Source organism: Pseudomonas sp. FW300-N2A2 (assembly GCF_017351735.1).
Classification (GTDB): Bacteria; Pseudomonadota; Gammaproteobacteria; order Pseudomonadales; family Pseudomonadaceae; genus Aquipseudomonas; species Aquipseudomonas migulae.
The window spans coordinates 447,987-474,945 of the sequence record NZ_JACNDU010000002.1; the positions used below are offsets into that span (position 1 = coordinate 447,987).

Here is a 26,959-nt window from a genome sequence, read left to right on the forward strand (position 1 = left end):
CTACAGGTTCAACGCTGTCCTTGTAGGAGCGAGCGGTGCGGCGATCCGACTTGCCCGCGAAGACGTCAACCCAGGCAACCCAAATGTGTCATACCCACCACACTCAAGGACTGAATGTGAACACCTCCACCCGCAACGCCCGACTGATCATTGCCGCCCGTCTGGTCTCGGACTTCGGCGCGTTCCTCAACATGGTCGCCCTGGCCACCTACGTCTACCTGCTCAGCAACAGCGCCATGAGCGTCGGGATCTTCCTCGCCAGTCGCGTGGGGGGAGGGATTTTCGCCAGCCTGATCGGCACGAGTTTTTATCGCCGCTGGGCCGGGCGCCTGCCGTTGATCACGTTCGACCTGCTGCGCGCCGGATTGCTGGGTTTGCTGCTGGTGTTGCCAGTCAGCCAGCAAGCGCTTTTGCTGCCGGTGATCGCTTTTGGCCTGGGCTTGGGCAATTCAATGTTCGCCATCGGCCTCAACAGCCAGTTGCCGCACTTGATTGAAGGCGATCAACTGCTCAAGACCAACGCCTGGATCACCAGCGCATCGTCAGCGGCGATGGTCGGCGGAAGTCTGGTTGCGGGGTTGTTGGTGGCGGCGTTCGGCTTTGAAACAGTCTTTGCGCTGAACGTGGTCACTTACCTGCTGGCCGCGTTGTTCATCCTGCCGCTGCGGTTTGCCGGACCATCTCCCAGTGCAGGGCCCGATCATGAACGAGGCGAATGGTCAGCGCTGCGCCAAGGTCTGCGCACCACACCGGTGGTGGCCGCGATGCTCGCGGTCACCATGGCCGATACTCTGGGCAGCGCTGCACACAACGTGGGTTTGCCGATCATTTCAAAACTGCTGACACCCGAATCGGCCAGCACCACGTTGGGCCTGATGCTGGCGGTCTGGGCCAGTGGAAAATTGATCGGCGCACGGATTGCCAGTCGCCTGAAAGGCTCGGACAACGTGAACCTGGAGCGACGGTTTTTCTTCGGCGTGTTGCTGATGTCCTGCGGCTTCATCCTGATGTTCCAGCAGCAAACGCTCTACGGTTTGTTGCTGTTCTCACTGCCGGCAGGGTTGGGTGACGGCTTCTCGGAAGTCGGCCTGATGTCGCGTCTGCAACGTGAACCGGACAACCTGCGCCTGCCGATTTTCAGCTTCCTGACGTTGCTGCAAATGACCGGGTTCGGCATTGGCATGCTGGTCGCCGCGCCGTTCTATTCATGGTGGACGCCCGGCGCGGTGGTGTTGTTGTTCCACGGCATTCCCCTCACCACGCTGTTGATGGTGAAGGTGCTCGCGGTCAGGGGTGAGCGGGTGCGGCGCAGCAACCCGACTCAAGATTTTTGAGGATCGGGCAGTCCGGGCGGTGATCGCCCTGGCAGTGCTCGACCAGGTCCTGCAACGTGTCGCGCAACTGACCGAGTTCGAGGATCTTCTGGTTCAGCTCGTCGATGTGCTGACGAGCCAGCGCTTTCACATCGGCGCTGGCGCGTTGGCGGTCCTGCCAGAGGGTCAGCAGTTTGCCGACCTCTTCCAGGGAAAACCCCAAATCCCGCGATCGCTTGATAAAGGCCAGCGTGTGCAAGTCGTCAGCGCCGTAAACCCGGTAACCGCTGTCGGTGCGATGAGCCGCCTTGAGCAAGCCGATGGACTCGTAATAACGGATCATCTTCGCGCTCAGGCCACTTTGGCGGGCTGCTTGGCCGATGTTCATCGGTTGTCCTCCAGATCCTTGGGTTTCCAGGTTTTCAACAGTAACGCATTGCTCACCACGCTGACGCTCGACAACGCCATCGCCGCGCCGGCCAGCACCGGATTGAGGAAGCCGAACGCGGCCAGCGGAATGCCGATCAGGTTATAAACGAATGCCCAAAACAGGTTCTGACGAATCTTCGCGTAGGTCTTGCGGCTGATGTCCAGCGCTGCCGGCACCAGTCGAGGATCGCCGCGCATCAGGGTGATCCCCGCCGCGTGCATGGCGACGTCGGTGCCGCCACCCATGGCAATGCCGATGTCGGCGGCGGCCAGGGCCGGGGCGTCGTTGATGCCGTCGCCGACCATCGCTATCACGCCGGTCTTTTTCAATTCGGCGACAGTGGCGGCTTTGTCGGCCGGCAGTACTTCGGCGTGCACGTCGGTGATGCCCAATACCTCGGCGACCACTTTGGCGCTGCCGCGATTGTCGCCGGTCAGCAAGTGGCTGCTGATGTGGCGGGCGCTGAGTTGTTGCACCGCTTGCAGCGCGCCTGATTTGAGGGTGTCACCGAAGGCGAACAAACCCAGCACGGTCGGCGTGGGGCTTTGCTCGATCAACCAGGACAGGGTCCGGCCTTCGGTTTCCCATGCGGTAGCAGCGTCGGCCAATGGGCCTGCACTCAATCCACTTTCTTCCAGCAGGCGACGATTGCCCAGCGCCAGGCGCCGACCCTCGAGGTTGCCGGCAATGCCGCGCCCGGTCAGGGACTGGCTGTCGCTGACATCGGCCACGGTCAAACCGCGTTCGGCGCACGCGTCCAGAACCGCCTTGGCCAATGGATGCTCACTGCCGCGTTGCAGCGCGCCGGCCATTTGCAGCAGGGCGGCTTCGTCACCGTCGATGGCGTTCAAATGGGCGATACGCGGTGCGCCCGAGGTCAGCGTGCCGGTCTTGTCGAACACCACCGCGCTGACTTCATGGGCACGTTCCAGTGCTTCGGCGTCCTTGATCAGAATCCCGTGACGCGCCGCCACACCGGTGCCGGCCATGATCGCCGTTGGCGTGGCCAACCCGAGGGCGCAAGGGCAGGCGATCACCAATACCGCGACGGCGTTGATCAGCGCGGTTTCCATCGGTGCGCCGTATAGCCACCAACCGATCAGGGTCGCCAGTGCGATCAGCAGCACCGTCGGCACAAACACCTGGCTGACTTTATCCACCAGTTTCTGGATCGGTGCTTTCGCCGCTTGCGCGTCTTCGACCAGGCGGATGATCCGCGCCAGTACGGTTTCCGCACCCAAGGCCTGGGTGCGAACCAACAAGCGACCTTCACCGTTGATGGCGCCGCCGGTGACCTTGTCGCCGGGTTGTTTCGGCACCGGCAGGCTTTCGCCGCTGATCAGTGCTTCGTCGGCATGGCTCTGGCCTTCGACCACTTCGCCGTCCACCGGGAAACGTTCGCCGGGTTTGACCAGCACCAGATCATTCAGGCGCAAAGCGCTGATGGCGACGTCCTGTTCGCGACCGTCGATGACTTGAATCGCCCGTTCGGGGCGCAAGGCTTCGAGGGCGCGGATTGCGCTGGCGGTCTGGCGTTTGGCGCGGCTTTCGAGGTATTTGCCCAGCAGCACCAGCGCAATCACGACGGCGGAGGCTTCGAAATACAGGTGCGGCATGCGCCCGGCGGCGGTGGCCCATTCATAGAGGCTCAAGCCATAACCGGCGCTGGTGCCGAGGGCGACAAGCAAGTCCATGTTGCCGGCACCGGCGCGTACGGCTTTCCATGCCGCCACATAAAAGCGTGCACCGAAGATGAACTGCACCGGTGTGGCCAGGGCGAACTGCACCCACGCCGGGAGCATCCAGTGCACGCCGAACGGTTGCAGCAGCATCGGCAATACCAGCGGCAAGGCGAGGGCGATGGCCATGATCAACACCCAGCGTTCGCGGTGCAGGCGCTGATGTTGCATGTCGGTTGACGGGTGTTCGACTTCCCAGACGCTGGCGTTGTAACCCGCCTTGGTCACGGCCGCGATCAGGGTTTGCGGATCGATCTGCCCGAGCAGTTCGAGGTGGGCGCGTTCGTTGGCCAGGTTGACGCTGACGCTTTTGACGCCGGGCACTTTGGCCAGCGCTCGTTCGACCCGACCGACGCAGGACGCGCAGGTCATGCCGTCGATGCTCAATTCCAGACTCTGCTGCGGCACGCTGTAACCAGCCTGCTGCACCGCGTCCATCAACGCCGGCAGGCTGTCGCTGGGCGCTTGAACCCGCGCCTGCTCGGTGGCCAGGTTGACGCTGACCGCCGTGGCGCCGATGACTTTGCTCAAGGCACGCTCGACACGCCCGGCGCAACTGGCGCAGGTCATGCCGGCAATCGGCAGATCAAACGTGGTGGATTCGGACATCGGTCGCACTCCCTGTAGTAGATGCCTACAGGATCAACCTTGCCATGCTGGCAAGGTCAAGCGCAAAGATTGGCGTGGTGATATTTGTAGGAGCGAGCGGTGCGGCGATCCGACTTGCCCGCGAAGGCGTCGTATCAGTCGACAAGGATGTGTCTGAAATACCGCCTTCGCGGGCAAGCCTCGCTCCTACAGGTTGGAGGTGGGTCAATAATCGAGGGCTGTCGGCTTGAGGTACATGCCTTCCTGCGTCATCGCAATCCGGAACTTCAACACATCCCCGGCCTTGAGGCTGATGTTCTGCGAGCCCGGCGCCAGCATGCCTGGGTTGCAGCCCGGCGCCTGGCCCGGTAGCAATTTCAGGCGCAGCGAAACGTTGCCTGGCGGCAGGTTGAAGGAGGTGCTTTGTTCCTGAAACAGCCGCGCCGACAGTTGATCCTGGATGTACACGCCGATTTCGCAGTTGGTCGACACTTCCAGGCGCTCGCGGGAAATGATCAATACGCCGTAATCCTCCCCGGCAGCATTGACCGAGGGCACGGCGGCGAAAAGGCTGAGGAAGCCAAACAGGCTGAGAGCTGACCAGCGCATGGCTGAATCTCCTGAGATCGAGTCATAGATGCACGCAGCTTGGCCGAGCGCGACGCCGATTGCCAGCCCGGCAGCTCACTTCAGAACTTGACCTTGCCATGGTGGCAAGCTCGAGACTGTTCGCAACCTCACTAAAGGAGTCATTCCATGCAAGTGTTCAACGTTCAAGGCATGTCCTGCGGTCACTGCGTCAAAACCATCACTCAAGCGTTGCAAGCCAAGGATCCTGCGGCCAGCGTGCGGGTCGATTTGGCGGCAAAGGAAGTCGGCGTCGAAAGTGCGTTGACCGCGGATCAAGTAATCGCCGCGATCAGCGAGGAAGGCTACGAAGTGAAAGTCGCCTGAAGCAACACGCAAAACCACTGTAGGAGCGAAGCTTGCTCGCGAATGCGGTTTGTCAGACGGCATTGACGTGGCTGACCCACCGCCTTCGCGAGCAAGCTCTGCTCCTACAAGGGCCGGTGTTTTTTCAGGGGTTTTTAATAGTTAGCGAGCTATCGGAATGTTCAAGGCGTCGATGCGCGGCTAGACTGTGTGCCCGCCGACCTCCGTCCCACTGGATACCCGATGAACTTCCGTACCATTTTGATTCTTGGCGCACTTAGCGCTTTTGGCCCGCTGGCAATCGATTTCTATCTGCCGGCGTTTCCGGCCATGGCGCTGGCGTTCGGCACCGATGAACAGCACGTTCAACTGACGCTGGCGGCGTATTTCCTCGGATTGTCCATCGGTCAGCTGATGTACGGCCCTGTGGCGGATCGTTTTGGTCGACGCATTCCGTTGCTGACGGGTGTCGGTCTGTTCACCGTCGCGTCCCTGGCGTGCGCTTATGCGCCGAACCTGGAATGGTTGCTCGGCGCGCGGTTCGTCCAGGCGCTGGGCGGTTGTGCGGGGATGGTGATTTCAAGGGCGATCGTCAGTGACAAATGCGATGCGGTGGGCTCGGCGAAAGTCTTTTCACAACTGATGCTGGTCATGGGCCTGGCACCGATTCTCGCGCCGATGCTCGGCGGGTTGCTGGTCAACACCACGGGCTGGCAGTCGATCTTCCTGGTGCTGACCGGTTTCAGTGCATTGGCCGGGCTGGCCGTGGCGCTCGGCTTGCCGGAAAGCATGCCGGCGAATATGCCACGTCAGCCCTTGTCGGGAGCGCTGCGTCAGTACGGTCGGCTGTTGTCGGACCCGGTGTACCTCGGCCACGCCCTGACCGGTGGCATCGCCATCGCCGGGATGTTTGCCTACATCGCCGGTTCGCCGTTCGTCTTCATCAAACTCTACGGCGTGCCGGCCGAGCACTTCGGCTGGTTGTTCGGCACCAATGCGGCGGGGTTCATTCTGGTGGCGCAGGTCAACGCACGGTTGCTGGCCAAGCGTGGCCCGGCGTTCCTGCTGGCGCGCACCGTATGGATCTACCTCGCGGCGGGCCTGACGCTGCTCGCGGTCAGTTCGCTGCACACCGAGCAATTGTGGCCGCTGCTGATTCCGCTGTTTATCTGCATCGCCAGCCTCGGTTGCATCCTGCCCAACGCCTCGGCTTGCGCCATGAACGGGCAGGGCGCGCGCGCCGGCAGTGCGTCGGCAATGCTCGGTTGCCTGCAATTCAGCGTCGCCGCCGGAGCCGCGTCGCTCGTGGGTATTTTGTACGACGGCAGCGCCATGCCGATGGCCATGGTCATCAGCCTGTGCGGAGTTCTGGTGGTGAGCATAGCGATGCTCACCCGGCGTCTGCAAAATGCCCGGGCATTGGTGAAAGCCCAGGTGTGAGGAAGGTCTCAGCCGGCAGCGCGTTGCTGCTGGACGGGAATCTGATGAGGGGCGTGCAATCGTGCTTCGAGGGTTCGGGTGAACTCGCGCGCTTCGGCTTCGCTACGGAACGTCACCGCGTGTTGGTCCAGGCGGACCTGCCACTGGGATTTTGCCAATTCTTTTATCAGGATCTTCATTGCTGACCTCCTCGGTTAAAAGATTGCATCGCAGAGGACACGATTGTAGACCCGAATACGACCACAATGATGACAGCGGTCAACCTTCGGACTGACGGTGTCGTCCATTCGGACGACACTTGTATCAATCTGTTTCAGAAGCCTTCGAGGACAATCTTGCCCTTGGATTTGCCGCTCTCCAGCAGCTCATGCGCACGTCGCAAATTCGCCGCGTTGATCGTTCCGAAGTGCTCGCCCACCGTGGTTTTCAACGTCCCGGCATCGATCAGCGCTGCCACACGGTTGAGCAGTTTGTGTTGCTCGATCATGTCTGCGGTTTCGAACAGCGATCGGGTGTACATGAACTCCCAATGCAGCGACAGGCTCTTGCGCTTGAGCTTGGTCACGTCCAGCGCCTTCGGGTCATCGATCAGCGCCAGTTTGCCCTGCGGCGCCAACGCCTCGACCAATTGATCCAGATGCTGATCGGTCTGGGTCAGGCTGGCGACGTGGGTCACCGAGTTCACGCCTGCACGTTTGAGCTCTTCGCTCAGCGGTTGGCTGTGATCGATCACCAGATCGGCGCCCAGCTCACGCACCCAGCTCTGGGTTTGCGCACGGGACGCGGTGCCGATGACCTTCAGCCCGGTGAGCTGGCTGGCCAGTTGCGTAAGGATTGAACCGACACCGCCGGCCGCACCGACGATCAGCAAACTCTGGCCTTCATCGGTGTTGCCTTCGCGCACTTGCAGGCGTTCGAACAACAACTCCCACGCGGTGATCGCGGTCAACGGCAGCGCGGCGGCTTCGGCGAAGCCGAGGGTTTTCGGCATGTGGCCGACGATCCGCTCGTCCACCACGTGCAGCTCGCTATTCCCGCCGGCGCGGGCGATGGAGCCGGCGTAGAACACCTTGTCGCCGGCCTTGAACAACGTCACTTCACTGCCGACCGACTTGACCACACCGGCCACGTCCCAGCCCAGCACTTTGGCCGCGCCACCTTCAGGCTGCACGTTCTGGCGGACTTTGGTGTCCACCGGGTTGACCGAGATGGCTTTGACTTCCACCAACAGGTCGCGCGGGCCGGCAACCGGCTCTGGCAGTTCGATGTCTTGCAGGGAGTTGGCGTCGCTGATCGGCAACGAGGCGTAGTAGGCAATGGCTTTCATGAGGGGCTCCGCAAAAGTATTTAAGAGAATCAGGCCACGACGCGCAGGCGTTTGAGATCGAAGTGCTCGATCAGGTCGCCGGCCGTGGCGCGAAAATGCTGGATGTGTGCACTGGCGTCATGGGCTTGCAGCGCTTCGTCGCTGCTCCACTGCTCGATCATGTAGAAGGCCTGCGGATTGGCCAGGTCCTGATGCAGATCGTATTGACTGCAACCGGCTTCGGCGCGGGTCGGTTCCAGCAGTGCACGCAGGTGTTGTTCGAGGGCGTCCTGCTGACCGGTTTTGGCGATCAGGGTGGCGATGGCGGTAAACGGCTGGGACATGTTCGACTCCGATAACGGGGTGATTTCGATGGGGCAGATGATTGGCTATTTCTCTGCAAGATAAAACCCGCTAAAAGAGCAGTCTCTTTCAATATTTTTTTGATAATCGAGGCTGGAAATGCTGCGTTTCGATGACTTGCAGTTGTTTGTCCGGGCGGCGGACCTGGGCAGTCTGTCGGCGGCGGCGCGGGGGATGGACATGTCGGCGGCGGTGGCCAGTGCGGCGTTGAAGCGCATCGAACAGCAACTCGGTGCGCGGTTGCTCGCCCGCTCCACCCGCAGCCTGCGCCTGACCGCCGAGGGCGAGGGGTTTCTCGAATACGCCCGGGCGGCCCTGAGCAACCTCGATGAGGGTCGCCGCTTGCTGGCCAGCGGTCAGGACCAGGTCAGCGGAGCGTTGCAGCTGTCGGCACCGTCGGATTTCGGTCGCAACCTGTTGCTGCCGTGGCTGGACGAGTTCCAGCGCGAGCATCCGAAGCTCACGGTGCGCCTGCTGCTGGGCGACCGCATCGCCGACCTGTTCCGCCAGCCGGTGGACATCGCTCTGCGCTACGGCGAGCCGGAAGACTCAAGCCTGGTGGCGCTGCCCATCGCACCGAACAACCGCCGCGTGCTGTGTGCCGCGCCGAGCTATCTGGCCCGACACGGCGAGCCGCGGCAACTGGAGCAACTGGCGCAGCACAATTGCCTGCTGTTCATGCTTGGCAGCCGGGTTCACGATCACTGGAGTTTTCACGATGGCAAACGCGAAGTCAGCCTGACCGTCAGCGGTGACCGTTTCAGTGACGACGCCGATGTGGTGCGCCTGTGGGCCGTGGCGGGCGCCGGGATCGCCTACAAATCCTGGCTGGATGTTGCCGCCGATGTGTTGGCCGGTCGCTTGAAAGTGCTGATGCCGGAGCTGATCTGTGAGCGCGCACCGCTGAATTTGCTGTGCGCCCATCGCGCACAATTGAGTAAGCCGGTGAACCTTTTGCGGGAAATGCTCGCCAGCCGATGCGCCGGTTTAAGTAGTCAATTTCCGGTATTGGCGGTCACCGATCATTAGTCGCAGGTAAAAAGCGAAATTTCACTCAGGAACTATCACCACCAAGGGTTTTCAGAGGGCAGGAACCGACGGTTAACACGCATATACTAGCGCTCGCCTCAGGTACGCACGGTCGATCTCGCCTTGGCGAGTCCGCGTTCGAGTCGGCCAGGCCCGCAGTCGATCGCCGAGCCTTTGCAAAACCCTCAAGGCAATGGCTTGTGTGAGTGGGTGGCTTTGCCCGGGTTGTCGCGGTTTCCGCGTCTTGGCCGACGACACATTACTGGTCAAGATGTCTCTGAGCAGTAGACGAAACGATTCAACAGGGAGTGAATACATGGAACATGCACCTTGCATCAGCCAGATCGCCACGTTGCTGGCTGACCCAAAGCGCAGCGCAATGATGTGGGCCTTGATGGACGGCTCTGCGCGACAAACCGAAGAGCTGGCCTTGCTGGCCGGCCTGTCACCGTCTTCGGCCAGTGCACACCTGGGGCGTTTGTCCGCCGGAGGTCTGTTGAAAGTCGAAACCCGTGGCCGCAAGCGGTTTTTTCGCCTGGCCGCGCCCGAAGTCGGCGCTGCGATAGAAGCACTGGCCAGTGCGACGATTGCCAGCACGCCCCGGGGCATGCCGGACGTTTTCAAACGCGCCGCACCTCTCTCCAAACCTCAGGCGGCACCTTCGTCGCTGTTGCGCGCACGACTCTGCGACGATCATTTGGGGGGCACTTTGGCCGCCGATCTTTACCAGCGTTTGCTGGATACGGGTTGGATCGAACAGTTCGAGCAGCGGGTGTCGATCACCCACAAGGGCGCCACGCAATTGGCCAAGCGCGGTGTGTACGTCCAGGCGCTGGCGCACAGCACCCGTCGAGCCGCTTGCGCTTGCCCCGACTGGAGCGAAAGACGTCCGCACATGGGCGGTTCACTCGGCGCGGCGTTGCTGCAATTGTTCATGCAGTCCGGCTGGCTGAGTTTGCCGAACGATTCGCGAGCCTTGCACGTCACCGCGACGGGGCAGCGTGAAATCCATCGCTTCGCCAAGGAAACCGAGCTGGAAATGGCGTTGTAGTCGACGAAACGTGGACCCTGTAGGAGCTGGCTTGCCAGCGATGAGGCCTTCACATTCAACATCAATGCTGAATGTGAGTCCGTCATCGCTGGCAAGCCAGCTCCCACAGGGTTTTTCGGTGTGGCTTAGGGTTTGACCAACCGCGCATCCAGGCTGTTTTGCGCCAGGCGTTTGGCCTGATCCTGGGTCATGCCCAGATCGGTGTACAGCGCATGGAAGTTCTCGGTCACATACCCGCCGAAGTACGCCGGGTCGTCCGAGTTCACCGTGACTTTCACGCCGCGCTCAAGCATGTCGAGAATGTTGTGCTGGGACATGTGATCGAACACGCAGAGCTTGGTGTTCGACAACGGGCACACGGTCAACGGGATCTGCTCGTCGATGATCCGCTGCATCAGGCGCTCGTCTTCGATGGCGCGCACGCCATGGTCGATGCGCTGGATTTTCAACAGGTCGAGGGCTTCCCAGATGTACTCGGGCGGGCCTTCTTCACCGGCGTGGGCGACGGTCAGGAAGCCTTCGTGGCGGGCGCGATCAAACACGCGCTGGAACTTGCTCGGCGGGTGACCCATTTCCGAACTGTCCAGGCCGACGGCCACAAACGCATCGCGGAACGGCAGCGCCTGATCGAGGGTTTTCTGCGCTTGTTCTTCGCTCAAGTGACGCAGGAAACTCAGGATCAAACCGCTGGTGATGCCCAGTTGCTGCTCGCCATCCTTCAGTGCGGCGGCGATGCCGTTGAGCACCACTTCGAACGGGATGCCACGGTCGGTGTGGGTCTGCGGGTCGAAGAACGGTTCGGTGTGAATCACGTTCTGCGCCTTGCAACGCAACAGGTACGCCCAGGTCAGGTCGTAGAAATCCTGCGAAGTGCGCAGCACGTCGGCGCCCTGGTAATACAGGTCGAGAAACTCTTGCAGGTTGTTGAAGGCGTACGCCTTGCGCAGGGTTTCGACATCGCTCCACGGCAGGGCGATCTTGTTGCGTTCGGCCAGGGCGAACAGCAACTCGGGCTCCAGCGAACCCTCCAGGTGCAAGTGCAGTTCTGCCTTGGGCAGGGCGTTCAGCCAATCGTACATTGTTGAAATCTCATCAGGTGCAATGCCGGCATTCTACAGGTGCTGACTGCAACAATTGGTAAAACCTGACCAAGAGGTTCATTACCCCGCCTCTTGCTCTCGCCGATAAGCATAGGTGTCGGCGAAGCGCGAGAGCAGGAATTCGGCGCAGGTGGTGACCGGGTATTTCGCCGGGTGAAGGGCATCCTGACAACCGGGCAGGCATTCGATGCGCGTGTCGGGGTGCGGCTCGGCGAAGAACGGCATCGAGTAACGGTCCACACCCAACGGGCTGATCACCCGGTGCGGCGTCGACAGATAACGGTCGTTGCTCCAGCGCGCCATCATGTCGCCGAGGTTGACCACGAAAGTGCCTTCGATGGGCGGGGCGTCTATCCAGTCACCTTTGACGTTGCGCACTTGCAGGCCACCGGCCGCGTCCTGATACAGCAGGGTGATGCAGCCGTAATCGGTGTGGGCACCGGCGCCTTGCTGATCTGCGGAGCTGGCGGTGTGGCGCGGCGGGTAGTGGATCATCCGCAGCACGCTGACCGGTTCATGGAAGCGCGTGTCAAAGAAGTCGCGCTCGATGTTCAGCGCCATCGTCATCGCGCGCAACAGGGTTTGAGCTAGCGCCTGCATGTCGACGTAGTGCTGCTCCATCAGCGCTTCCCAACCGGGCATCGAGGGATGACGGTTGGGACCGCGCAGCGGTTTTTCTGCCAGCACTTGCGGGTGATCGGCCGGCAGGTGCAGGCCCATGTCGAAGGTTTCTTTCAGGTCGCTGGGCTTGCTCGGGTCGAGCTGTTCGGTGGCGATGGCGCCGTAACCGCGATGGTGTCGGGTCTGGGTGATATCGATGCTGAGCTTTTCGGCGGCGGGCAGGGCGAAGAAGCGTCGGGCGTGATCAAGCACGGCGTCGATACGTGCGGCACTGATCGGGTGACCCTTGATGTAGAAAAAGCCCCACTCGCGGCAGGCGCGGTCGATGTGTGTGGCGACGGATTGCCAGGCGGTCTGGTCATCGCTGTAGAGCGGGGCGATGTCGATGATGGGGAGGCTGTTCATACTGCGTTCCTGAGATGGAATGAGCTTTTGTAGGAGCTGGCTTGTCAGCGATGGCGGCGTCCTGTTCAACATTGATGTTGAATTTTATGGCCTCATCGCCGGCAAGCCGGCTCCTACAGGGGGTTGTGTTGGGCTGAGGGTTACTTCGGTATCTCGGCCTTCATGCCTTCAACGTAGTAATTCATCGAGGCCAGTTCCGCGTTGCTCGCCGTCGCGCCCGCCGCAATTTTCTCCACGCCCGCCTGATCCTTGATCGGCCCGGTAAACGGATGCAACGCACCGCTCTTGATGTCCGCGATGATCTGTTCGGCCTCGGCTTTCACCGGCGCCGGCACGAGGTCGCTGATCGGTAGTTCAACCGTGCCTTCCTTCAAGCCGCCCCAGTAATCCTGCGACTTCCACGCATGCTCGATCACGCTTTGGGTCGCCTGAATGTAGTGCGGAGCCCAGTCGTTGACGATCGAGGTCAACACCGCTTTCGGCCCGAAGTGCGCCATGTCCGAAGCGTAGCCCACGGCATACACCCCTCGACGCTCGGCGGCCTGGATCGGCGCCGGGCTGTCGGTGTGCTGGAACACTACATCCACGCCTTGATCGATCAACGCGTTGGCGGCGTCGGCTTCCTTGCCCGGGTCGAACCAGGAATTGACCCACACCACTTTGATCTCGGTACCGGGGTTGTATTTGTTCAGGGCCAGTTGAATGGCGTTGATGTCGCGGATCACTTCCGGAATCGGGAACGAGGCGACGTAGCCGATCTTTTTGGTCTTGGTCATTTTCGCCGCGAGGAAGCCGCCGACGTAGCGACCTTCATAGGTGCGCGCCAGGTAGGTGCCGAGGTTCTTGTCCTGCTTGTAGCCGGTGGCGTGCTCGAAGGTCACCTTGGGAAACTGTTTCGCGACTTTCAGGGTCGGGTTCATGTAGCCGAAGGAGGTGGTGAAGATCAGGTCGTAGTTGTCCTTGGCCATGTTGCGGATCACCCGCTCGGCGTCGGCGCCTTCGGCGACGTTTTCCACATACTGGGTGGTGATCTGCGAGCCGAATTTTTCGGCCAGCGCCTTGCGTCCCTGTTCATGCTGATACGTCCAGCCATGATCACCGATCGGGCCGATGTAGACGAAGCCGACTTTCAGCGGGTCAGCGGCGCTGGCGGTCAGGCTGGCGCTCAGACCGAAGGTTGCAGCGACGGCGCACAGCAGCTTCTTCAACGGACGTTTATGCATGAATTCCCACTCCATTTTGTTTTGAGGTTGGAGGGGGTAATGCAAATTGCTGACCAACAGGACAACAAATATCCAAAGCCGTGCGATGGCCTTCGCGGGCAAGCCTCGCTCCTACAGGTCGGCGTTGCTTTTGTAGGAGCGAGGCTTGCCCGCGAAGAGGCCCACAAGGCCAATAAAGTGCACAGGCCAAACCGGCTGCCATCCACTGGTGCGCTGAGGTGTCACGAAACGCCCGCAGTCAGTCGGTGGTCAACATCGCCATTGGGGCTTTAAAAAGCATCGCCGGCAAGCCGGCTCCTACAGTTATCGCGCATAACCTGTAGGAGCCGGCTTGCCGGCGAAGGCGTCCGATCAGACGCCCGCGATCAACTGCCGGGCCGCCTGGCTGTGATCGGCGATCAAGCCTTTGAGATCCAGCCCCTCAACCTGCCCGTCGATCACTCGCCACTTGCCTCCTACCATCACCCGATCCGCCCGATCCGCACCACATAACAGCAATGCCGAAACCGGGTCATGGCTACCGGAAAACCGCAGCTCATCCAGCTTGAACAACGCCAGGTCCGCCTGCTTGCCCGCCGCCAGTTCACCGATATCGGTGCGCCCGAGCAAACTCGCCGAACCCTTGGTCGCCCACCCCAGCACCAATTCCGGCGTGATCTTCTCGGCGCCATAACGCAGCCGCTGGATGTACAGCGCCTGACGGGTTTCGAGCATCATGTTCGACGCATCGTTGGACGCCGAGCCATCCACGCCGAGGCCCAGCAACGCGCCGGCGGCGGTCAGCTCCAGCGTCGGGCAGATGCCGGACGCGAGGCGCATGTTCGAGCTCGGGCAATGGCAAATGCCAGTGCCGGCCGCGCCGAGGCGGGCGATTTCATCCGGGTTGAAGTGGATGCCATGCGCCAGCCACGTGCGCGGGCCGAGCCAGCCGACGCTGTCCAGATAATCCACGGTGCGCAGGCCGAAGCGTTGCAGGCAGAAGTCTTCTTCGTCGAGGGTTTCCGCCAGGTGCGTGTGCAGGCGCACGTCGAGTTTGTTTGCCAGTTCGGCGCTGGCAGACATGATCTCCGGGGTCACCGAAAACGGTGAGCACGGCGCCAGGGCGATCTGGATTTGCGCGCCATCACCACGCTCGTGGTACTCGGCGATCAGGCGCTGACTGTCGTCGAGGATCACTTCGCCTTCCTGCACGGTCTGCTGCGGCGGCAGGCCGCCGTCCTTCTCGCCCAGGCTCATGGAGCCGCGCGTCAGCATGGCGCGCATGCCAAGGTCGCGGACGCTTTCGACTTGCACGTCTATGGCGTTTTCCAGGCCTTTCGGGAACAGGTAATGGTGATCGGCTGCGGTGGTGCAGCCGGACAGCAGCAACTCGGCCAGCGCGACTTTCGTGGCAAGGGCGAGTTTTTCAGGGGTGAGACGTGCCCAGACCGGGTACAGGGTTTTCAGCCAAGGGAACAACGGCTGATTGACCACCGGCGCCCAGGCGCGGGTCAGGGTTTGATAGAAGTGGTGATGAGTGTTGATCAGCCCCGGCAGGATCACATGCTCGCGAGCATCGAATACTTGTCCACAGGGGGCGGACGGTTGCTGGCCGGCGGCGAGCACTTCGACGATCAAGCCGTCTTGCACAACCAGGCCGCCACGGGCATCGAGGCCATTGGCAGTGAAGATTGCGAGGGGATTTTTTAACCAGGTACGGGTCGCAGGCATGTTGGCCGGCTCCTCTGAAAGTTGGGTTCAGGTTAGCCAGCTCAGTGATTACCCTGTCTGCTGATCCAGGGTCGCCGCGAGGACGAGGTGCGCAGTTTCAAACAAAACCCAGTTGCAGGCAAGTCCGGCCGGACGACTGAACCTCGTGTGGAACGCGTACCTGTGGGAGCGAGCCTGCTCGCGATGGTGGGTCAGCTGCATCGGCGTCGACTGACACTCCATCGCGAGCAGGCTCGCTCCCACAGTGGATTGACGGGGTTTACCAGGGAATGTTTTCACCCCTGTAGTTCACGAAGTGGTGCCCACCCTTGCCGGTGTACGCATTCACCTGATCCACCAACCCACGCACACTGGTTTCCACGTCGATATCGGCGCCTTCACCGCCCATGTCGGTTTTCACCCAGCCCGGATGCAGCGACAGCACCGTCAGTTTCTGATCGCCCAATTGCGTCACAAAGCTGTTGGTCATCGAGTTCAATGCAGCCTTGCTCGCCTTGTACAACGCCAGTTCCGGCGCGTCCGGCATGGTCACGCTGCCGAGCACCGAACTCATGAACGCCAGCACGCCGCTGTCCGGGCGAATCTGCCCGGCAAACCGCTGAGCCAGGTTGATCGGCGCCACCGCATTGGTGAAGAACAACTGACCCACTTCCGCCAGCGTCGCACCGCCCGGCGTCTGCACGTCAGGGCCTTTTACGCCGGCATTCACGAACAACAGATCAAACACTTCGCCCTTGAGTTGCTGACTCAGGGCAATGACGGCCTGCTGATCATCCATGTCGAGTTTTTCGATCCGCACCTTGCCCAGCGCCTGCAAGGCGTCGGCGTTCTGCGGGTTGCGCACGGTGGCGGTGACTTGCCAGCCGTCGGCCAGCAGGGTTTTCACCAGACCGAGGCCCAGGCCCCGGGAGGCGCCGATGATGAGTGCGGTTTTTGCCTTGGACATGTGTGGCTTCCTTGATGAATGAGGATCACGGATTTAATGGACAACGTTGCCCGAGCCGTTGTTGCAGCTCGTTGCGCAACGCGCCGAGTTCGTCCATTCGGGTTTCGATCAGTTTGAGTTTGTCTTGCAGCAATTGCGTGACGGCGCTGTCCGGATCGGGCGACCGCCACAACGCGGCGACGCTGTTGCCGATCTCGCCGAGGGTAAAGCCCAGCCGTTGAGCGGTCTTGATGTAGAGCACCAGTTGCACCATGTCATCCGGATATTCGCGATAACCGTTGGCGCTGCGTTGCGCCGCGATCAATCCGCGCTGCTCGTAGAAGCGCAGCGTGTCGCGGCTGACGGCGCTGGCCTGGGCTAATTCACCGATGCGCATGTTGATGTCTCGAGAGGGCTTGACCCTGGAGCATACTCCAGGCTTTAGGCTTGTTGCTCCCTGAATTTATGGAGCAGTGCCGATGTGGACTTCAACGCAATATCGCCGCGTGGTGCGGGGCAGCGCCTGGTATGACTTGATCGTGACGGCGGCGTTTGTCACGCCGTGGAGTTTTACTGCGTTGCATGGGTTGTTGGCGGGTTTGAGTCAGGCTTTGGATTTGCCCGGCGAACTGCCGGCGTTTGAGCCGATGCACATGTTGATGGCGAACCTGTTGGGCTCGATCGTGTGCGTGTGGTCGGTGCTGCGGATTCGTGATCCGCAGCAGGTTTATGGCCGGTATGACGCGGTGGGCAGATTCCTGTTCTCTACTTGGCAGCTCTATGCCTTGCTCCATGGCGCCAGTTCGCTGTTGGTGATTTTTCTGGTTTTTGAATTGGTGTGGGGCGTGGCTCAGGTGTTGCCAGTGCGGACGCCTTCGCGGGCAAGCCACGCTCCTACAGGATTTGCATAACACCCGTAGGAGCGAGGCTTGCCCGCGAAGGGGCCGGAGCAGACAACCCCTAATGCCCACCCTGCCAAGGCTGCCCCAACGACACCGGCGCATACAACCGTGTGCGCACGGCATCCCGCGACAGCAGCACCAACACCACAATCGTCGCGACATACGGCAGCATCGCCAGCAGACTCGACGGGATCGCCAGCCCCAACCCCTGCGCCACCAGGTGCAGGATGCTGGCGAGCCCGAACAGATACGCCCCCAGCAGCAATCGCCACACCCGCCAACTGGCAAACACCACCAGCGCCAGGGCAATCCAGCCGCGACCGGCGCTCATGTTCTCCGCCCACATCGGCGTGTAGGCCAGCGACAGATACGCCCCGGCCAACCCCGCCATCGCGCCGCCGAACAGCACCGCCAGCGTCCGTACGCCCAACACCGGCAAGCCCATCGCACTGGCCGCATCCGGGTTTTCGCCGACGGCCTGAATGATCAGCCCGACACGACTTTTCACAATCACCCACGCCACCAGCGCAAACAACGCGAACGACAGATACACCAGCAGATCCTGTGCAAACAGCATCCGCCCGATCAGCGGGATTTCGCTGAGTAAAGGGATCGCCACCGGCTCAAAACCCGCCAGCGGTTTACCGACCCACGCCGCACCGACAAAGGTCGACAGGCCCACACCAAAGATCGTCAGCGCCAACCCGGTGGCCACCTGATTGGCGTTGAACACCAGCGCCACCAACGCAAACAGCGACGACAGCAACATTCCGGCGAGCATCGCCAGCAACACGCCCAGCCACAGGTTGCCGCTGTTCAGCGCGACGATAAAACCGATCACCGCGCCAAACAGCATCATGCCTTCCTGGCCGAGGTTGAGGACGCCGCTCTTCTCACAAATCAATTCACCCAGCGCCACCAACAGCAACGGCGTGCCGCAGCGCACCATTGCGTAGAAAATATTGCTCAACAGATCGATATCCATCACAGCGCTCCTGCTTGTACGACGGTGGCTGATGCACGACGCGTCCAGCGCAAATGCAAACGCGGTCGGTAGAGAATCAGCACGTCACTGGCCAGCAGGAAAAACAGCATCATGCCCTGGAACAATTGCGTGATCGCTTGCGGCAGATTCATGCTCATCTGCGCGTTCTCGCCACCGATGTACAGCAATGCCATCAACAGGCTGGAAAACAGAATGCCGATCGGATTGAGCCGCCCGAGAAATGCCACGGTGATCGCGGCGTAGCCATAGCCGGGCGAGACTTGCGGCACCAACTGACCAATCGGCCCGGTGACTTCACACACGCCGGCCAGCCCCGCCAATCCGCCGCTGACCAACAGCGCCAGCCAGATCAGCCGTTTCTCGCGGAACCCGACAAAACCCGCCGCACGCTTGTCCAGCCCGAGCACTTTGATCTGGAACCCGACAAAGCTTTTCTGCAGCAACACCCACACAGTCACCAACGCGAGCAGGGCAAAATAAACGCCGGCATGCCCCCGACCGTCCTCCATCAACAACGGTAAACGGCTGGCATCGCCGAACATCGCCGACTCCGGAAAGTTGAACCCGGCCGGATCCTTCAGTGGCCCGTGCACGCAGAACAACAACAGGTTCAGGGCGATGTAATTGAGCATGATGCTGGTGAGGATTTCGTTGGCGTTGAAGCGCGTGCGCAACCACGCCGTCAGCCCGGCCCACGCCGCGCCGGCCAGCGTGCCTACGAGCAGGATCAACACCAATGCCCAGCGACTTTGCAGACCGATGAGGTTCACCGCCAACGCACTGCCGGCCAGCGCGCCGAGCAGCAACTGGCCTTCGGCGCCGATGTTCCAGATCCGCGCCTGATACGCCACGGCCAGACCCAAGGCGCAGAGCAGAATCGGCAGCGCCTTGACCAACAATTCGGAGACGCCATACAAGTCGCTGACCGGGGCGATCAGCAAGGTGTGCAAGGTCAGCAACGGGTCATGGCCCAACGCGATAAACAGCAGCGAGCCGCAGCCCAATGTCAGGGCCGCCGCCAGTAACGGCGAGCACCACAGCATCAGGCGCGATTGCTGGCCACGGGGTTCGAGGGAAAGCAGCATGTGAAACTCCGTTAAACCGTTGCGGGGGCAAGTGATTGAGGGGCGTCGAACTGGCCGGCCATCCAGCCGCCGACGTCGATCAGGCGGGTGTCGACGGTCGCCCTGAGCGGCGACAAGCGTCCGCTGCACAAGGCGCCGAGGCGGTCGCTGATCTGGAACAGTTCATCGAGGTCTTCGGAGATCACCAGGATCGCTGCGCCGGCATCGCGCAAGGCAATCAGCGCGCGGTGAATGGTCGCGGCGGCGCCGACGTCCACGCCCCAGGTCGGGTGCGCGGCCACCAGTAATTTCGGTTGCTGAAGAATTTCCCGACCGAGGATGAATTTCTGCAAGTTGCCACCGGACAGACTGCGGGCCGGCGTTTGCGCATCGGGTGTCTTGACGCCGAAGCGGCGGATGATTTCTTCGGCCAGCGCTTTAACCTTGGTCCGCCGAATCAGCCCGTTGCGCACCAGGCCTTGTTGAAAGGCGCTGAGCAGGGCGTTGTCGGCCAGGCTCAACTCCGGCACCGCGCCGTGACCCAACCGTTCGGCGGGGACGAAGGCCAAGCCGAGTTTTCGACGGGCATCCGGCGGTAAATGAGCCACCGCTTGCCCGTCAAAACGCAGGGTTGCACCGTCATTGCGGTGCAGGCGTTGTTCGCCACTGAGCAGCGCCAGCAGCTCGTCCTGGCCATTGCCTGCCACTCCGGCGATGCCGACGATTTCGCCACGGCGTACGTGCAGGTCGATGTCCTTCAGCGAGCAGCCAAACGGATCGGGGTTGTGCCACGACAATGCGCTCACGTTCAAAAATGCATCACCGCCCACGACCTTCGGGTAATCGGTGATCAGATCGGCCGCTTCCCCGACCATCAACTTCGCCAGTTGCTGATCCGAGCACTGCGCCGGCACGCAATGCCCGGCCACACGACCGCCGCGCAGCACCGTGGCGCTGTGGCACAACGCGCGCACTTCACCGAGCTTGTGGCTGATAAACAGGATGCTGCAGCCCTCGGCCGCGAGCCGGCGCAGGGTGACGAACAATTCGTCGGCCTCTTGCGGGGTCAGCACCGAGGTCGGCTCATCGAGAATCAGCAGACGGATGTCCTGCATCAGGCACCGAATGATTTCCACCCGCTGCCGTTCGCCAATCGACAGGCTGTGGACCAGTCGCTCCGGTTCCAATGCCATGCCGTAGCGCCGGGACACTTCGCGAATTTTTGGCTCAAGTTGTTTCGGTGTACCGGCCGCCGCGCCCATCGCCAGCGCAATGTTTTGCGCCACGCTGAGGGTTTCGAACAACGAGAAGTGCTGGAACACCATGCCGATTCCCAAACCGCGAGCCTGAGCCGGGTTGCGCATGGTCACGCGCTGGCCTTGCCAGATCATCTCGCCAGAATCAGCGTGGGTGACGCCGTAGATGATTTTCATCAACGTACTTTTGCCCGCGCCGTTTTCGCCGAGCAGCGCATGGATTTCGCCGGGCGCAATACTCAGGTCGATGGCATCGTTGGCCAGGCAACCCGGGTAGCGTTTGCTGATTCTGCGCAGTTGCAGGCGAGGCGTTTGGTCGGGGATCGGCACGGGGTTGGGCATGACAGGCTCGGGTCGATGGAGTTGTGCCTGTGGATAAAGCAATTTCCTGGCCATTGAGTCAGGAAAATTGAAAATGCTTGCCGGCCAAGGCATCGGGCGCGCCGCTTCGCCACATTTCGATCCCGACGCAGCACCACATAAGGGCGAAGCAGTAGATCAGGCTCCGGTTTTGCGCAGGCCGATTTGGTCAAAAAACGAGCAACCCTTTGCAAGCCATGCCGGATATGGGGTCGCGCCAGCCATGAACGGGTTATCCACAGATTGCTCCACAGTATTTGTGCGCAAGCGCAAAGCTCGGGCATAAGCACTGAGCGGCTTTCTTCTAAAGGCGATAAACCACGCTAACTGATTGTTTTTACGTGGATTTAGTCTTTTTCAATGCGTATTGGACAAAAAGTGAGCAATGCCCGCAAAGCCGCATGACAGAAGGGTTACAGCGGTATGTGCTCAGGTTATCCACAGCCGGGTGCACAGTAGATGTGGGCAAATACACGGGATCGATGGAAGGGCGTTGAGCGTTGTTGGTGCGCTCAGCGCTGCAACAGAATGCGCCCGCGACTCAAATCGGCCAGTTGCGTTTGCAGGGTGTCGATCTGCGCTTCGCCCATCGCCAATTTCAGCTCCACACCGTTGGCCGTGAACGTTTCCTCCACGACCAACCCGCCAAGTTCGGCCACCCGCAGTTTCACCAGCGTCAGTTCGCCAAACCCGCAGGCGCAACTCAGCGGTACGCGGCTGATCAGCTCAATTTTCGGTGCCGCTTGCAGGCACTTGTTCGCGCCGCCGCCATACGCCCGGGCGAGGCCGCCGGTGCCGAGTTGAATGCCGCCATACCAGCGGATCACCAGCACCGCGACCTGGTCGCAATCCTGTGCATCGATGGCCGCCAGAATCGGGCGCCCGGCGGTGCCGCCAGGCTCTCCGTCATCGGTGCTGCGGTATTGGGCGCCGAGTTTCCACGCCCAGCAATTGTGCGTGGCGTTCAGATCGCTGTGCTGCTCGATGAACGCCTGGGCTTCAGCAGGGCTGCTGATCGGTGCGGCGAAGGTGATGAAGCGGCTTTTGCGAATCTCTTCGCGGTATTCGCAAAAGTCGCTGAGGGTAAAAGGCATAAGAGTCTTAAATGGCTGGAGTCAGGCCGCAGCCTTTGAGAATGATGCGGATCAGGTTGTCGCCAGCGTCTTCCATGTCTTGCTTGGTCAGCTTGGTGCGGCCGCTGACCCGGCAAATCTGCGTGGCAAAGTCGGCGTAATGCTGGGTGCTGCCCCACAACAGAAAGATCAGGTTGACCGGGTCGACCGGGTCCATTTTGCCAGCGTCGATCCACGCTTGAAACACCGCCGCCCGGCCCTGGAACCAGGCGCGGTAATCCTGGTTGAAATATTCGGTCAGGCACTCACCGCCGCTGATCACTTCCATGGCGAAGACTCGCGAGGCTTGCGGCTGGCGGCGGGAGAATTCCATCTTGGCGCGAATGTACCGCGTCAGCGCTTCGGCCGGATCATCCTCGGCGGTGAGGGTGTTGAAAGTGCTGTCCCACAACTGCAGGATGTTGCTCAACACCGCCACGTACAACCCCAGCTTATTGGTGAAGTAGTAATGCAGGTTCGCCTTGGGCAACCCGGCATTCAGGGCGATGGTGTTCATGCTCGTGCCTTTGAACCCGTGACGGGCGAACTCGTCTTCGGCGGCTTTGATGATGGTCTCTTCGTTCTTCTGACGAATGCGGCTGGCAGGTTTGCCGCCGTGAGCGGGGACTTCAAAGGTCATAGGCGCTTCCGAACAGGTGGGTGGGTGCAACCAATGCGTTGATAGCGCAACCACAGGCTCCAGACAAGTCCCGACACGATAAAACCTGACCACCAAAATCCCTGTGGGAGCGAGCCTGCTCGCGATGGCGGCTTAACATTCAGCATTGATGGTGGCTGAACTGACGCCATCGCGAGCAGGCTCGCTCCCACAGTTTCTTCGGTTGTTCAACGGGTCGCGGCCAGGCTTTCGAGGAAGCTTTCCAGCACCAGATGCGGGCGACGCCCCTTGCGCGTGACCGACGCGAGGCTCAAGTCATAGAACCGCGCCTTGGGTTTCAGCGCGCGCAAGCGTCCTTGCTGCACCCAGAGGCTGGCGTAGTGGTCCGGCAGGTAACCGATGTAGCGCCCGGTGAGAATCAGAAACGCCATGCCTTCGCGGTCTGACGCACTGGCGGTGCAATTGAGTGCCTGGTAATGCGCCTGAATCTCGGCCGGCAAGCGGAAGGTCGGGGCGATGGCGTCCTGACTGTTGAGGCGCTCGTCATCCAGTTGTTTGTCGTCGACATAAAACAACGGATGACCAACCGCGCAATACAGCAGCGAACGTTCACTGTAGAGCGGCTGATATTCCAGCCCCGACAGGGCGCTTGCCTGCGGCACCACGCCGACATGCAAGCGGCCGTCGAGCACGCCTTGCTCGACTTCATTGGGCGCGATCATGCGGATCTGAATCTGCACGTCCGGCCCGCGCTCCTTCAATTGCGCCAACGCGTGAGTGATGCGCATGTGGGGCAGGGTGACCAGGTTGTCGGTCAGGCCGATGGTCAATTCACCGCGCAGGTGTTGGTGCAGGCCGTTGACCTCGGTGCGGAAACTTTCCAGCGCACTCAATAGCTGCAATGCCGATTGATACACCTCGCGACCTTCTTCGGTCAGGGAAAACCCGGCGCGACCTCGTTGGCACAGGCGCAGGCCGAGGCGCTGTTCCAGGTCGCTCATTTGCTGGCTGATCGCCGAGCGGCCGATCCCGAGCACCGACTCCGCCGCCGAGAAACCGCCGCATTCCACCACGCTGCGAAAAATCCGCAGCAAGCGGATATCAAAGTCGCTGACTTGTGCCAGCGGATCGGGGCGTCGAGTGCTCATAGTTTAGCGCTGGCCTGACTGAACGTTAGAAAAGTTGGATTTCACCGACTTTATCCCCGTGGCAATTTAGCTGCAAGAACGCTTTTCATCTCCACGCCGCTTATTGCCTTGCGAGGTTTTGCCCATGAACTTGCCTGAAAACGCCCCGAATTCCCTGGCCAGCCAGCTCAAGCTCGATGCTCACTGGATGCCCTACACCGCCAACCGAAATTTCCAGCGCGATCCGCGACTGATCGTGGCGGCTGAAGGCAGTTGGCTGACGGACGACAAGGGTCGCAAGGTCTACGATTCGCTGTCCGGTCTGTGGACCTGCGGCGCCGGGCACACCCGCAAGGAAATCCAGGAAGCGGTTGCCAAGCAGTTGGGCACGCTCGATTACTCGCCGGGCTTCCAGTACGGTCATCCGCTGTCGTTCCAACTGGCGGAGAAAATCACCGACCTGACGCCGGGTAATCTGAATCACGTGTTCTTCACCGACTCGGGTTCCGAGTGCGCTGACACTGCGGTGAAGATGGTCCGCGCTTACTGGCGTCTGAAAGGCCAGGCGACCAAAACCAAAATGATCGGTCGCGCCCGTGGTTACCACGGTGTGAACATCGCTGGCACCAGCCTGGGCGGCGTCAACGGTAACCGCAAAATCTTCGGTCAGGCGATGATGGACGTCGATCACCTGCCGCACACCTTGCTGGCGAGCAATGCCTACTCGCGCGGCATGCCGAAAGAGGGCGGTATCGCTCTGGCCGATGAGTTGCTCAAACTGATCGAGCTGCATGACGCTTCGAACATCGCCGCCGTATTCGTCGAGCCAATGGCCGGTTCCGCTGGCGTGCTGGTTCCGCCTGAGGGCTACCTCAAGCGTCTGCGCGAGATCTGCGATCAGCACAACATCCTGCTGGTGTTCGACGAAGTGATCACCGGTTTCGGCCGTACCGGTTCGATGTTCGGTGCTGACAGCTTCGGCGTGACCCCGGACCTGATGTGCATCGCCAAGCAAGTCACCAACGGTGCGATCCCGATGGGCGCAGTGATTGCCAGCTCCGAGATCTACCAGACCTTCATGAACCAGGCGACGCCTGAGTACGCCGTGGAATTCCCGCACGGCTACACCTATTCCGCGCACCCGGTGGCTTGCGCTGCTGGTCTTGCCGCACTCGACCTGCTGCAGAAGGAAAACCTGGTGCAGAGCGTGGCCGACGTCGCACCGCATTTCGAAAATGCACTGCACGGCCTGAAGGGCTCGAAAAACATCATCGACATTCGTAACTACGGGCTGGCCGGTGCTATCCAGATCGCGCCTCGTGACGGCGATGCCATCGTGCGTCCGTTCGAAGCGGGCATGGCACTGTGGAAAGCCGGGTTCTACGTGCGCTTCGGCGGCGACACCCTGCAGTTCGGCCCAACCTTCAACAGCAAGCCGCAAGACCTTGATCGTCTGTTTGACGCGGTCGGCGAAGTGCTGAACAAAATCGACTGATTTCCCCTTCTATATAGAGGCGCCCGTTGACGGGCGCCTGTGGACAACTTTTCTGGAGCCCCGCATGAGCCTTATCCCGCATTTGATCAACGGTGAACTGGTGACCGAAGACGGTCGCACGGCCGACGTGTTCAACCCGTCTACTGGCCAGGCGATTCACAAACTGCCATTGGCCAGCCGCGAAACCATCCAGAAAGCCATCGACTCGGCCAAGGCTGCGTTCCCGGCCTGGCGCAATACTCCGCCGGCCAAACGTGCGCAGGTAATGTTCCGCTTCAAGCAACTGCTGGAACAGAACGAAGCACGTATCGCCCAACTGATCAGCGAAGAACACGGCAAGACGCTGGAAGATGCTGCCGGTGAATTGAAGCGCGGTATCGAGAACGTCGAGTTCGCGTGCGCGGCACCGGAAATCCTCAAGGGCGAGTACAGCCGTAACGTCGGCCCGAACATTGATGCCTGGTCGGACTTCCAGCCATTGGGCGTGGTCGCCGGTATTACTCCGTTCAACTTCCCTGCGATGGTGCCGCTGTGGATGTATCCGCTGGCAATCGTCTGCGGCAACTGCTTCATCCTCAAACCTTCCGAGCGTGATCCAAGCTCGACGCTGTTGATCGCTCAGTTGTTGCTGGAAGCCGGTCTGCCGAAAGGCGTGTTGAGCGTGGTGCATGGTGACAAGGCTGCAGTGGACGCGCTGATCGAAGCGCCGGAAGTCAAAGCGTTGAGCTTTGTCGGTTCGACGCCGATTGCCGAATACATCTACGCCGAAGGCACCAAGCGCGGCAAACGCGTTCAGGCACTGGGCGGCGCGAAGAACCACGCGGTGCTGATGCCGGATGCGGATCTGGATAACGCCGTCAGCGCTCTGATGGGTGCGGCGTACGGTTCCTGCGGCGAGCGTTGCATGGCGATTTCGGTAGCCGTGTGTGTTGGCGACCAGGTGGCCGATGCGTTGGTGGCCAAGCTGATTCCGCAGATCAAGGCATTGAAGATTGGCGCAGGTACCACTTGTGGTCTGGACATGGGGCCGTTGGTTACCGGTCAGGCTCGTGACAAAGTCAGTGGCTATGTAGAAGACGGCGTTGCCTCCGGTGCAACCCTGGTCGTGGATGGTCGTGGTCTGAGCGTCGCCGGTCATGAAGAAGGTTTCTTCCTGGGCGGTTGCCTGTTCGATAACGTCACGCCAGAGATGCGTATCTATAAAGAAGAGATCTTTGGGCCAGTGCTGTGCGTTGTCCGGGTAAACAGCCTGGAAGAGGCGATGCAGCTGATCAACGATCACGAGTATGGCAACGGCACCTGCATCTTTACCCGTGATGGGGAAGCGGCGCGGTTGTTCTGCGATGAGATCGAAGTCGGCATGGTTGGCGTCAACGTGCCGTTGCCGGTGCCGGTGGCTTATCACAGCTTTGGCGGCTGGAAGCGTTCGCTGTTCGGCGATCTGCATGCGTATGGCCCGGATGGCGTGCGCTTCTACACCCGTCGCAAGGCCATTACTCAGCGCTGGCCACAGCGTGCGAGCCATGAGGCATCGCAATTCGCATTCCCTAGCTTGTAAGTAGAAGGGAAGAAGGCCGAGCCCCTTGGGGCTCGGCCTTCGTGTTTTCGGGCTTTTTTGACCCGTATGACAGAAATGTGAAAATAGGTGTTGACGGCAGATTCTGGAAGTCTATAATTCGCCCCACTTCCGGCGCAGTCGAAACGGAAAACTCCTTGGTAAACAATGAGTTACGCAGTTTTCGACAGCGAGTTGCTTCAGATCATCGAAGCCCAGAAGGAGTTGAAAGAGCGGTGTTGTTTGGCTCTTTTGACGGTTCGATCTTCTCGGTCGAAAGCGGAGAG

26 protein-coding genes are annotated in these 26,959 nt (G+C 60.9%); 8 read left to right on the forward strand and 18 right to left on the reverse strand.

The genetic code is table 11. The features are described from left to right. Positions 1-83: 83 nt before the first annotated feature. Positions 84-1,334, forward strand: a complete 1,251-nt coding sequence (locus J4E42_RS05505; RefSeq protein WP_207284781.1) for an MFS transporter — start codon at positions 84-86, stop codon at positions 1,332-1,334. Here J4E42_RS05505 and cueR read toward each other — a convergent pair. The 3 genes from cueR to J4E42_RS05520 all read right to left on the reverse strand — a co-directional run bounded on the left by cueR (position 1,288) and on the right by J4E42_RS05520 (position 4,679). Then, entirely contained in the window at positions 1,288-1,701 is a 414-nt protein-coding gene (gene cueR, locus J4E42_RS05510; RefSeq protein ID WP_207284782.1) for a Cu(I)-responsive transcriptional regulator, read from the reverse strand. The genes J4E42_RS05505 and cueR overlap by 47 nt on opposite strands. Then, complete coding sequence (locus tag J4E42_RS05515; protein ID WP_207284783.1) at positions 1,698-4,091, reverse strand: heavy metal translocating P-type ATPase; 2,394 nt, start codon at positions 4,089-4,091, stop codon at positions 1,698-1,700. The genes cueR and J4E42_RS05515 overlap by 4 nt, the downstream gene beginning before the upstream one ends. A gap of 204 nt (positions 4,092-4,295) precedes the next feature. Then, the gene (locus J4E42_RS05520) at positions 4,296-4,679 is read right to left on the reverse strand and encodes a hypothetical protein (RefSeq protein ID WP_008038759.1); all 384 of its coding nucleotides are present in this window, start codon (positions 4,677-4,679) and stop codon (positions 4,296-4,298) included. 147 nt (positions 4,680-4,826) lie between these two features. Between J4E42_RS05520 and J4E42_RS05525 the strand changes: the two genes are divergently transcribed. Together J4E42_RS05525 and J4E42_RS05530 are read left to right on the forward strand one after the other, a co-directional pair. Beyond that, positions 4,827-5,024 carry a heavy-metal-associated domain-containing protein gene (locus tag J4E42_RS05525; protein ID WP_207284784.1) on the forward strand — a complete coding sequence of 66 codons (198 nt, stop codon included), beginning with the start codon at positions 4,827-4,829 and terminating at the stop codon, positions 5,022-5,024. 222 nt (positions 5,025-5,246) lie between these two features. Further along, positions 5,247-6,443 (forward strand): multidrug effflux MFS transporter, encoded by a 1,197-nt coding sequence (locus J4E42_RS05530; protein WP_008031320.1) that lies wholly within the window; start codon positions 5,247-5,249, stop codon positions 6,441-6,443. Positions 6,444-6,451: 8 nt separating this feature from the next. On the opposite strand, the gene J4E42_RS05535 is transcribed toward J4E42_RS05530, so the two are convergent. The 3 genes from J4E42_RS05535 to J4E42_RS05545 form a co-directional block, all read right to left on the reverse strand. Then, entirely contained in the window at positions 6,452-6,622 is a 171-nt protein-coding gene (locus tag J4E42_RS05535) for a hypothetical protein (protein ID WP_008038760.1), read from the reverse strand. Between the two features lie 134 nt (positions 6,623-6,756). Continuing rightward, positions 6,757-7,770 (reverse strand): zinc-binding alcohol dehydrogenase family protein, encoded by a 1,014-nt coding sequence (locus tag J4E42_RS05540; RefSeq protein WP_008031324.1) that lies wholly within the window; start codon positions 7,768-7,770, stop codon positions 6,757-6,759. A 29-nt stretch (positions 7,771-7,799) separates the two neighbouring features. Then, positions 7,800-8,093, reverse strand: a complete 294-nt coding sequence (locus J4E42_RS05545) for a putative quinol monooxygenase (protein ID WP_008038762.1) — start codon at positions 8,091-8,093, stop codon at positions 7,800-7,802. Positions 8,094-8,211: 118 nt separating this feature from the next. On the opposite strand from J4E42_RS05545, the gene J4E42_RS05550 reads away from it, so the two are divergent. Together J4E42_RS05550 and J4E42_RS05555 are read left to right on the forward strand one after the other, a co-directional pair. Then, entirely contained in the window at positions 8,212-9,141 is a 930-nt protein-coding gene (locus J4E42_RS05550; protein WP_207284785.1) for a LysR family transcriptional regulator, read from the forward strand. A gap of 316 nt (positions 9,142-9,457) precedes the next feature. After that, positions 9,458-10,192: a helix-turn-helix transcriptional regulator gene (locus tag J4E42_RS05555; protein WP_008038764.1), complete on the forward strand. Its 735-nt coding sequence runs from the start codon at positions 9,458-9,460 to the stop codon at positions 10,190-10,192. Positions 10,193-10,317: 125 nt separating this feature from the next. Here the strand turns inward: J4E42_RS05555 and J4E42_RS05560 are convergent, their stop codons facing one another. The 6 genes from J4E42_RS05560 to J4E42_RS05585 form a co-directional block, all read right to left on the reverse strand. Then, positions 10,318-11,271 (reverse strand): adenosine deaminase, encoded by a 954-nt coding sequence (locus J4E42_RS05560; protein ID WP_008031333.1) that lies wholly within the window; start codon positions 11,269-11,271, stop codon positions 10,318-10,320. Between the two features lie 81 nt (positions 11,272-11,352). Beyond that, positions 11,353-12,318 (reverse strand): isopenicillin N synthase family oxygenase, encoded by a 966-nt coding sequence (locus J4E42_RS05565; protein WP_207284786.1) that lies wholly within the window; start codon positions 12,316-12,318, stop codon positions 11,353-11,355. Positions 12,319-12,458: 140 nt separating this feature from the next. Then, positions 12,459-13,541 carry a BMP family ABC transporter substrate-binding protein gene (locus tag J4E42_RS05570; RefSeq protein ID WP_008038766.1) on the reverse strand — a complete coding sequence of 361 codons (1,083 nt, stop codon included), beginning with the start codon at positions 13,539-13,541 and terminating at the stop codon, positions 12,459-12,461. A 351-nt stretch (positions 13,542-13,892) separates the two neighbouring features. Continuing rightward, positions 13,893-15,251, reverse strand: coding sequence for an 8-oxoguanine deaminase (locus J4E42_RS05575; RefSeq protein WP_207284787.1), 1,359 nt, complete (start codon positions 15,249-15,251; stop codon positions 13,893-13,895). Positions 15,252-15,510: 259 nt separating this feature from the next. Next, the gene (locus J4E42_RS05580) at positions 15,511-16,197 is read right to left on the reverse strand and encodes an SDR family oxidoreductase (RefSeq protein WP_207284788.1); all 687 of its coding nucleotides are present in this window, start codon (positions 16,195-16,197) and stop codon (positions 15,511-15,513) included. 25 nt (positions 16,198-16,222) lie between these two features. Next, complete coding sequence (locus J4E42_RS05585) at positions 16,223-16,573, reverse strand: MerR family transcriptional regulator (RefSeq protein WP_008038769.1); 351 nt, start codon at positions 16,571-16,573, stop codon at positions 16,223-16,225. An 82-nt stretch (positions 16,574-16,655) separates the two neighbouring features. Here J4E42_RS05585 and J4E42_RS05590 point away from each other — a divergent pair, with 82 nt between their 5' ends. Next, positions 16,656-17,087: a hypothetical protein gene (locus J4E42_RS05590; protein WP_207284789.1), complete on the forward strand. Its 432-nt coding sequence runs from the start codon at positions 16,656-16,658 to the stop codon at positions 17,085-17,087. A 49-nt stretch (positions 17,088-17,136) separates the two neighbouring features. Here J4E42_RS05590 and J4E42_RS05595 read toward each other — a convergent pair whose 3' ends face one another. From J4E42_RS05595 to J4E42_RS05620, 6 genes are all read right to left on the reverse strand, one after another. Next, entirely contained in the window at positions 17,137-18,063 is a 927-nt protein-coding gene (locus J4E42_RS05595) for an ABC transporter permease (protein ID WP_008031350.1), read from the reverse strand. Further along, positions 18,063-19,169 carry an ABC transporter permease gene (locus J4E42_RS05600; protein ID WP_207284790.1) on the reverse strand — a complete coding sequence of 369 codons (1,107 nt, stop codon included), beginning with the start codon at positions 19,167-19,169 and terminating at the stop codon, positions 18,063-18,065. The genes J4E42_RS05595 and J4E42_RS05600 overlap by 1 nt, the downstream gene beginning before the upstream one ends. A gap of 11 nt (positions 19,170-19,180) precedes the next feature. Beyond that, the gene (locus tag J4E42_RS05605) at positions 19,181-20,746 is read right to left on the reverse strand and encodes an ABC transporter ATP-binding protein (protein WP_207284791.1); all 1,566 of its coding nucleotides are present in this window, start codon (positions 20,744-20,746) and stop codon (positions 19,181-19,183) included. Between the two features lie 530 nt (positions 20,747-21,276). Continuing rightward, the gene (locus J4E42_RS05610) at positions 21,277-21,858 is read right to left on the reverse strand and encodes a YigZ family protein (RefSeq protein ID WP_207284792.1); all 582 of its coding nucleotides are present in this window, start codon (positions 21,856-21,858) and stop codon (positions 21,277-21,279) included. Between the two features lie 7 nt (positions 21,859-21,865). Beyond that, positions 21,866-22,516: a TetR/AcrR family transcriptional regulator gene (locus J4E42_RS05615; RefSeq protein ID WP_008031358.1), complete on the reverse strand. Its 651-nt coding sequence runs from the start codon at positions 22,514-22,516 to the stop codon at positions 21,866-21,868. Between the two features lie 206 nt (positions 22,517-22,722). Next, positions 22,723-23,643 (reverse strand): LysR family transcriptional regulator, encoded by a 921-nt coding sequence (locus J4E42_RS05620; protein WP_007940170.1) that lies wholly within the window; start codon positions 23,641-23,643, stop codon positions 22,723-22,725. 124 nt (positions 23,644-23,767) lie between these two features. Between J4E42_RS05620 and J4E42_RS05625 the strand changes: the two genes are divergently transcribed. After that, the gene (locus tag J4E42_RS05625; RefSeq protein WP_192227006.1) at positions 23,768-25,117 is read left to right on the forward strand and encodes an aspartate aminotransferase family protein; all 1,350 of its coding nucleotides are present in this window, start codon (positions 23,768-23,770) and stop codon (positions 25,115-25,117) included. 64 nt (positions 25,118-25,181) lie between these two features. Next, positions 25,182-26,675: a CoA-acylating methylmalonate-semialdehyde dehydrogenase gene (locus J4E42_RS05630; protein WP_207284793.1), complete on the forward strand. Its 1,494-nt coding sequence runs from the start codon at positions 25,182-25,184 to the stop codon at positions 26,673-26,675. Positions 26,676-26,959 lie beyond the last annotated feature (284 nt).

What these genes read in the sequence shown, in the direction of transcription:
- J4E42_RS05505 (WP_207284781.1), top strand. Translation starts at nt 84, where the DNA reads ATGTGTCATACCCACCACACTCAAGGACTGAATGTGAACACCTCCACC.
- cueR (WP_207284782.1), bottom strand. Translation starts at nt 1,701, where the DNA reads ATGAACATCGGCCAAGCAGCCCGCCAAAGTGGCCTGAGCGCGAAGATG.
- J4E42_RS05515 (WP_207284783.1), bottom strand. Translation starts at nt 4,091, where the DNA reads ATGTCCGAATCCACCACGTTTGATCTGCCGATTGCCGGCATGACCTGC.
- J4E42_RS05520 (WP_008038759.1), bottom strand. Translation starts at nt 4,679, where the DNA reads ATGCGCTGGTCAGCTCTCAGCCTGTTTGGCTTCCTCAGCCTTTTCGCC.
- J4E42_RS05525 (WP_207284784.1), top strand. Translation starts at nt 4,827, where the DNA reads ATGCAAGTGTTCAACGTTCAAGGCATGTCCTGCGGTCACTGCGTCAAA.
- J4E42_RS05530 (WP_008031320.1), top strand. Translation starts at nt 5,247, where the DNA reads ATGAACTTCCGTACCATTTTGATTCTTGGCGCACTTAGCGCTTTTGGC.
- J4E42_RS05535 (WP_008038760.1), bottom strand. Translation starts at nt 6,622, where the DNA reads ATGAAGATCCTGATAAAAGAATTGGCAAAATCCCAGTGGCAGGTCCGC.
- J4E42_RS05540 (WP_008031324.1), bottom strand. Translation starts at nt 7,770, where the DNA reads ATGAAAGCCATTGCCTACTACGCCTCGTTGCCGATCAGCGACGCCAAC.
- J4E42_RS05545 (WP_008038762.1), bottom strand. Translation starts at nt 8,093, where the DNA reads ATGTCCCAGCCGTTTACCGCCATCGCCACCCTGATCGCCAAAACCGGT.
- J4E42_RS05550 (WP_207284785.1), top strand. Translation starts at nt 8,212, where the DNA reads ATGCTGCGTTTCGATGACTTGCAGTTGTTTGTCCGGGCGGCGGACCTG.
- J4E42_RS05555 (WP_008038764.1), top strand. Translation starts at nt 9,458, where the DNA reads ATGGAACATGCACCTTGCATCAGCCAGATCGCCACGTTGCTGGCTGAC.
- J4E42_RS05560 (WP_008031333.1), bottom strand. Translation starts at nt 11,271, where the DNA reads ATGTACGATTGGCTGAACGCCCTGCCCAAGGCAGAACTGCACTTGCAC.
- J4E42_RS05565 (WP_207284786.1), bottom strand. Translation starts at nt 12,318, where the DNA reads ATGAACAGCCTCCCCATCATCGACATCGCCCCGCTCTACAGCGATGAC.
- J4E42_RS05570 (WP_008038766.1), bottom strand. Translation starts at nt 13,541, where the DNA reads ATGCATAAACGTCCGTTGAAGAAGCTGCTGTGCGCCGTCGCTGCAACC.
- J4E42_RS05575 (WP_207284787.1), bottom strand. Translation starts at nt 15,251, where the DNA reads ATGCCTGCGACCCGTACCTGGTTAAAAAATCCCCTCGCAATCTTCACT.
- J4E42_RS05580 (WP_207284788.1), bottom strand. Translation starts at nt 16,197, where the DNA reads ATGTCCAAGGCAAAAACCGCACTCATCATCGGCGCCTCCCGGGGCCTG.
- J4E42_RS05585 (WP_008038769.1), bottom strand. Translation starts at nt 16,573, where the DNA reads ATGCGCATCGGTGAATTAGCCCAGGCCAGCGCCGTCAGCCGCGACACG.
- J4E42_RS05590 (WP_207284789.1), top strand. Translation starts at nt 16,656, where the DNA reads ATGTGGACTTCAACGCAATATCGCCGCGTGGTGCGGGGCAGCGCCTGG.
- J4E42_RS05595 (WP_008031350.1), bottom strand. Translation starts at nt 18,063, where the DNA reads ATGGATATCGATCTGTTGAGCAATATTTTCTACGCAATGGTGCGCTGC.
- J4E42_RS05600 (WP_207284790.1), bottom strand. Translation starts at nt 19,169, where the DNA reads ATGCTGCTTTCCCTCGAACCCCGTGGCCAGCAATCGCGCCTGATGCTG.
- J4E42_RS05605 (WP_207284791.1), bottom strand. Translation starts at nt 20,746, where the DNA reads ATGCCCAACCCCGTGCCGATCCCCGACCAAACGCCTCGCCTGCAACTG.
- J4E42_RS05610 (WP_207284792.1), bottom strand. Translation starts at nt 21,858, where the DNA reads ATGCCTTTTACCCTCAGCGACTTTTGCGAATACCGCGAAGAGATTCGC.
- J4E42_RS05615 (WP_008031358.1), bottom strand. Translation starts at nt 22,516, where the DNA reads ATGACCTTTGAAGTCCCCGCTCACGGCGGCAAACCTGCCAGCCGCATT.
- J4E42_RS05620 (WP_007940170.1), bottom strand. Translation starts at nt 23,643, where the DNA reads ATGAGCACTCGACGCCCCGATCCGCTGGCACAAGTCAGCGACTTTGAT.
- J4E42_RS05625 (WP_192227006.1), top strand. Translation starts at nt 23,768, where the DNA reads ATGAACTTGCCTGAAAACGCCCCGAATTCCCTGGCCAGCCAGCTCAAG.
- J4E42_RS05630 (WP_207284793.1), top strand. Translation starts at nt 25,182, where the DNA reads ATGAGCCTTATCCCGCATTTGATCAACGGTGAACTGGTGACCGAAGAC.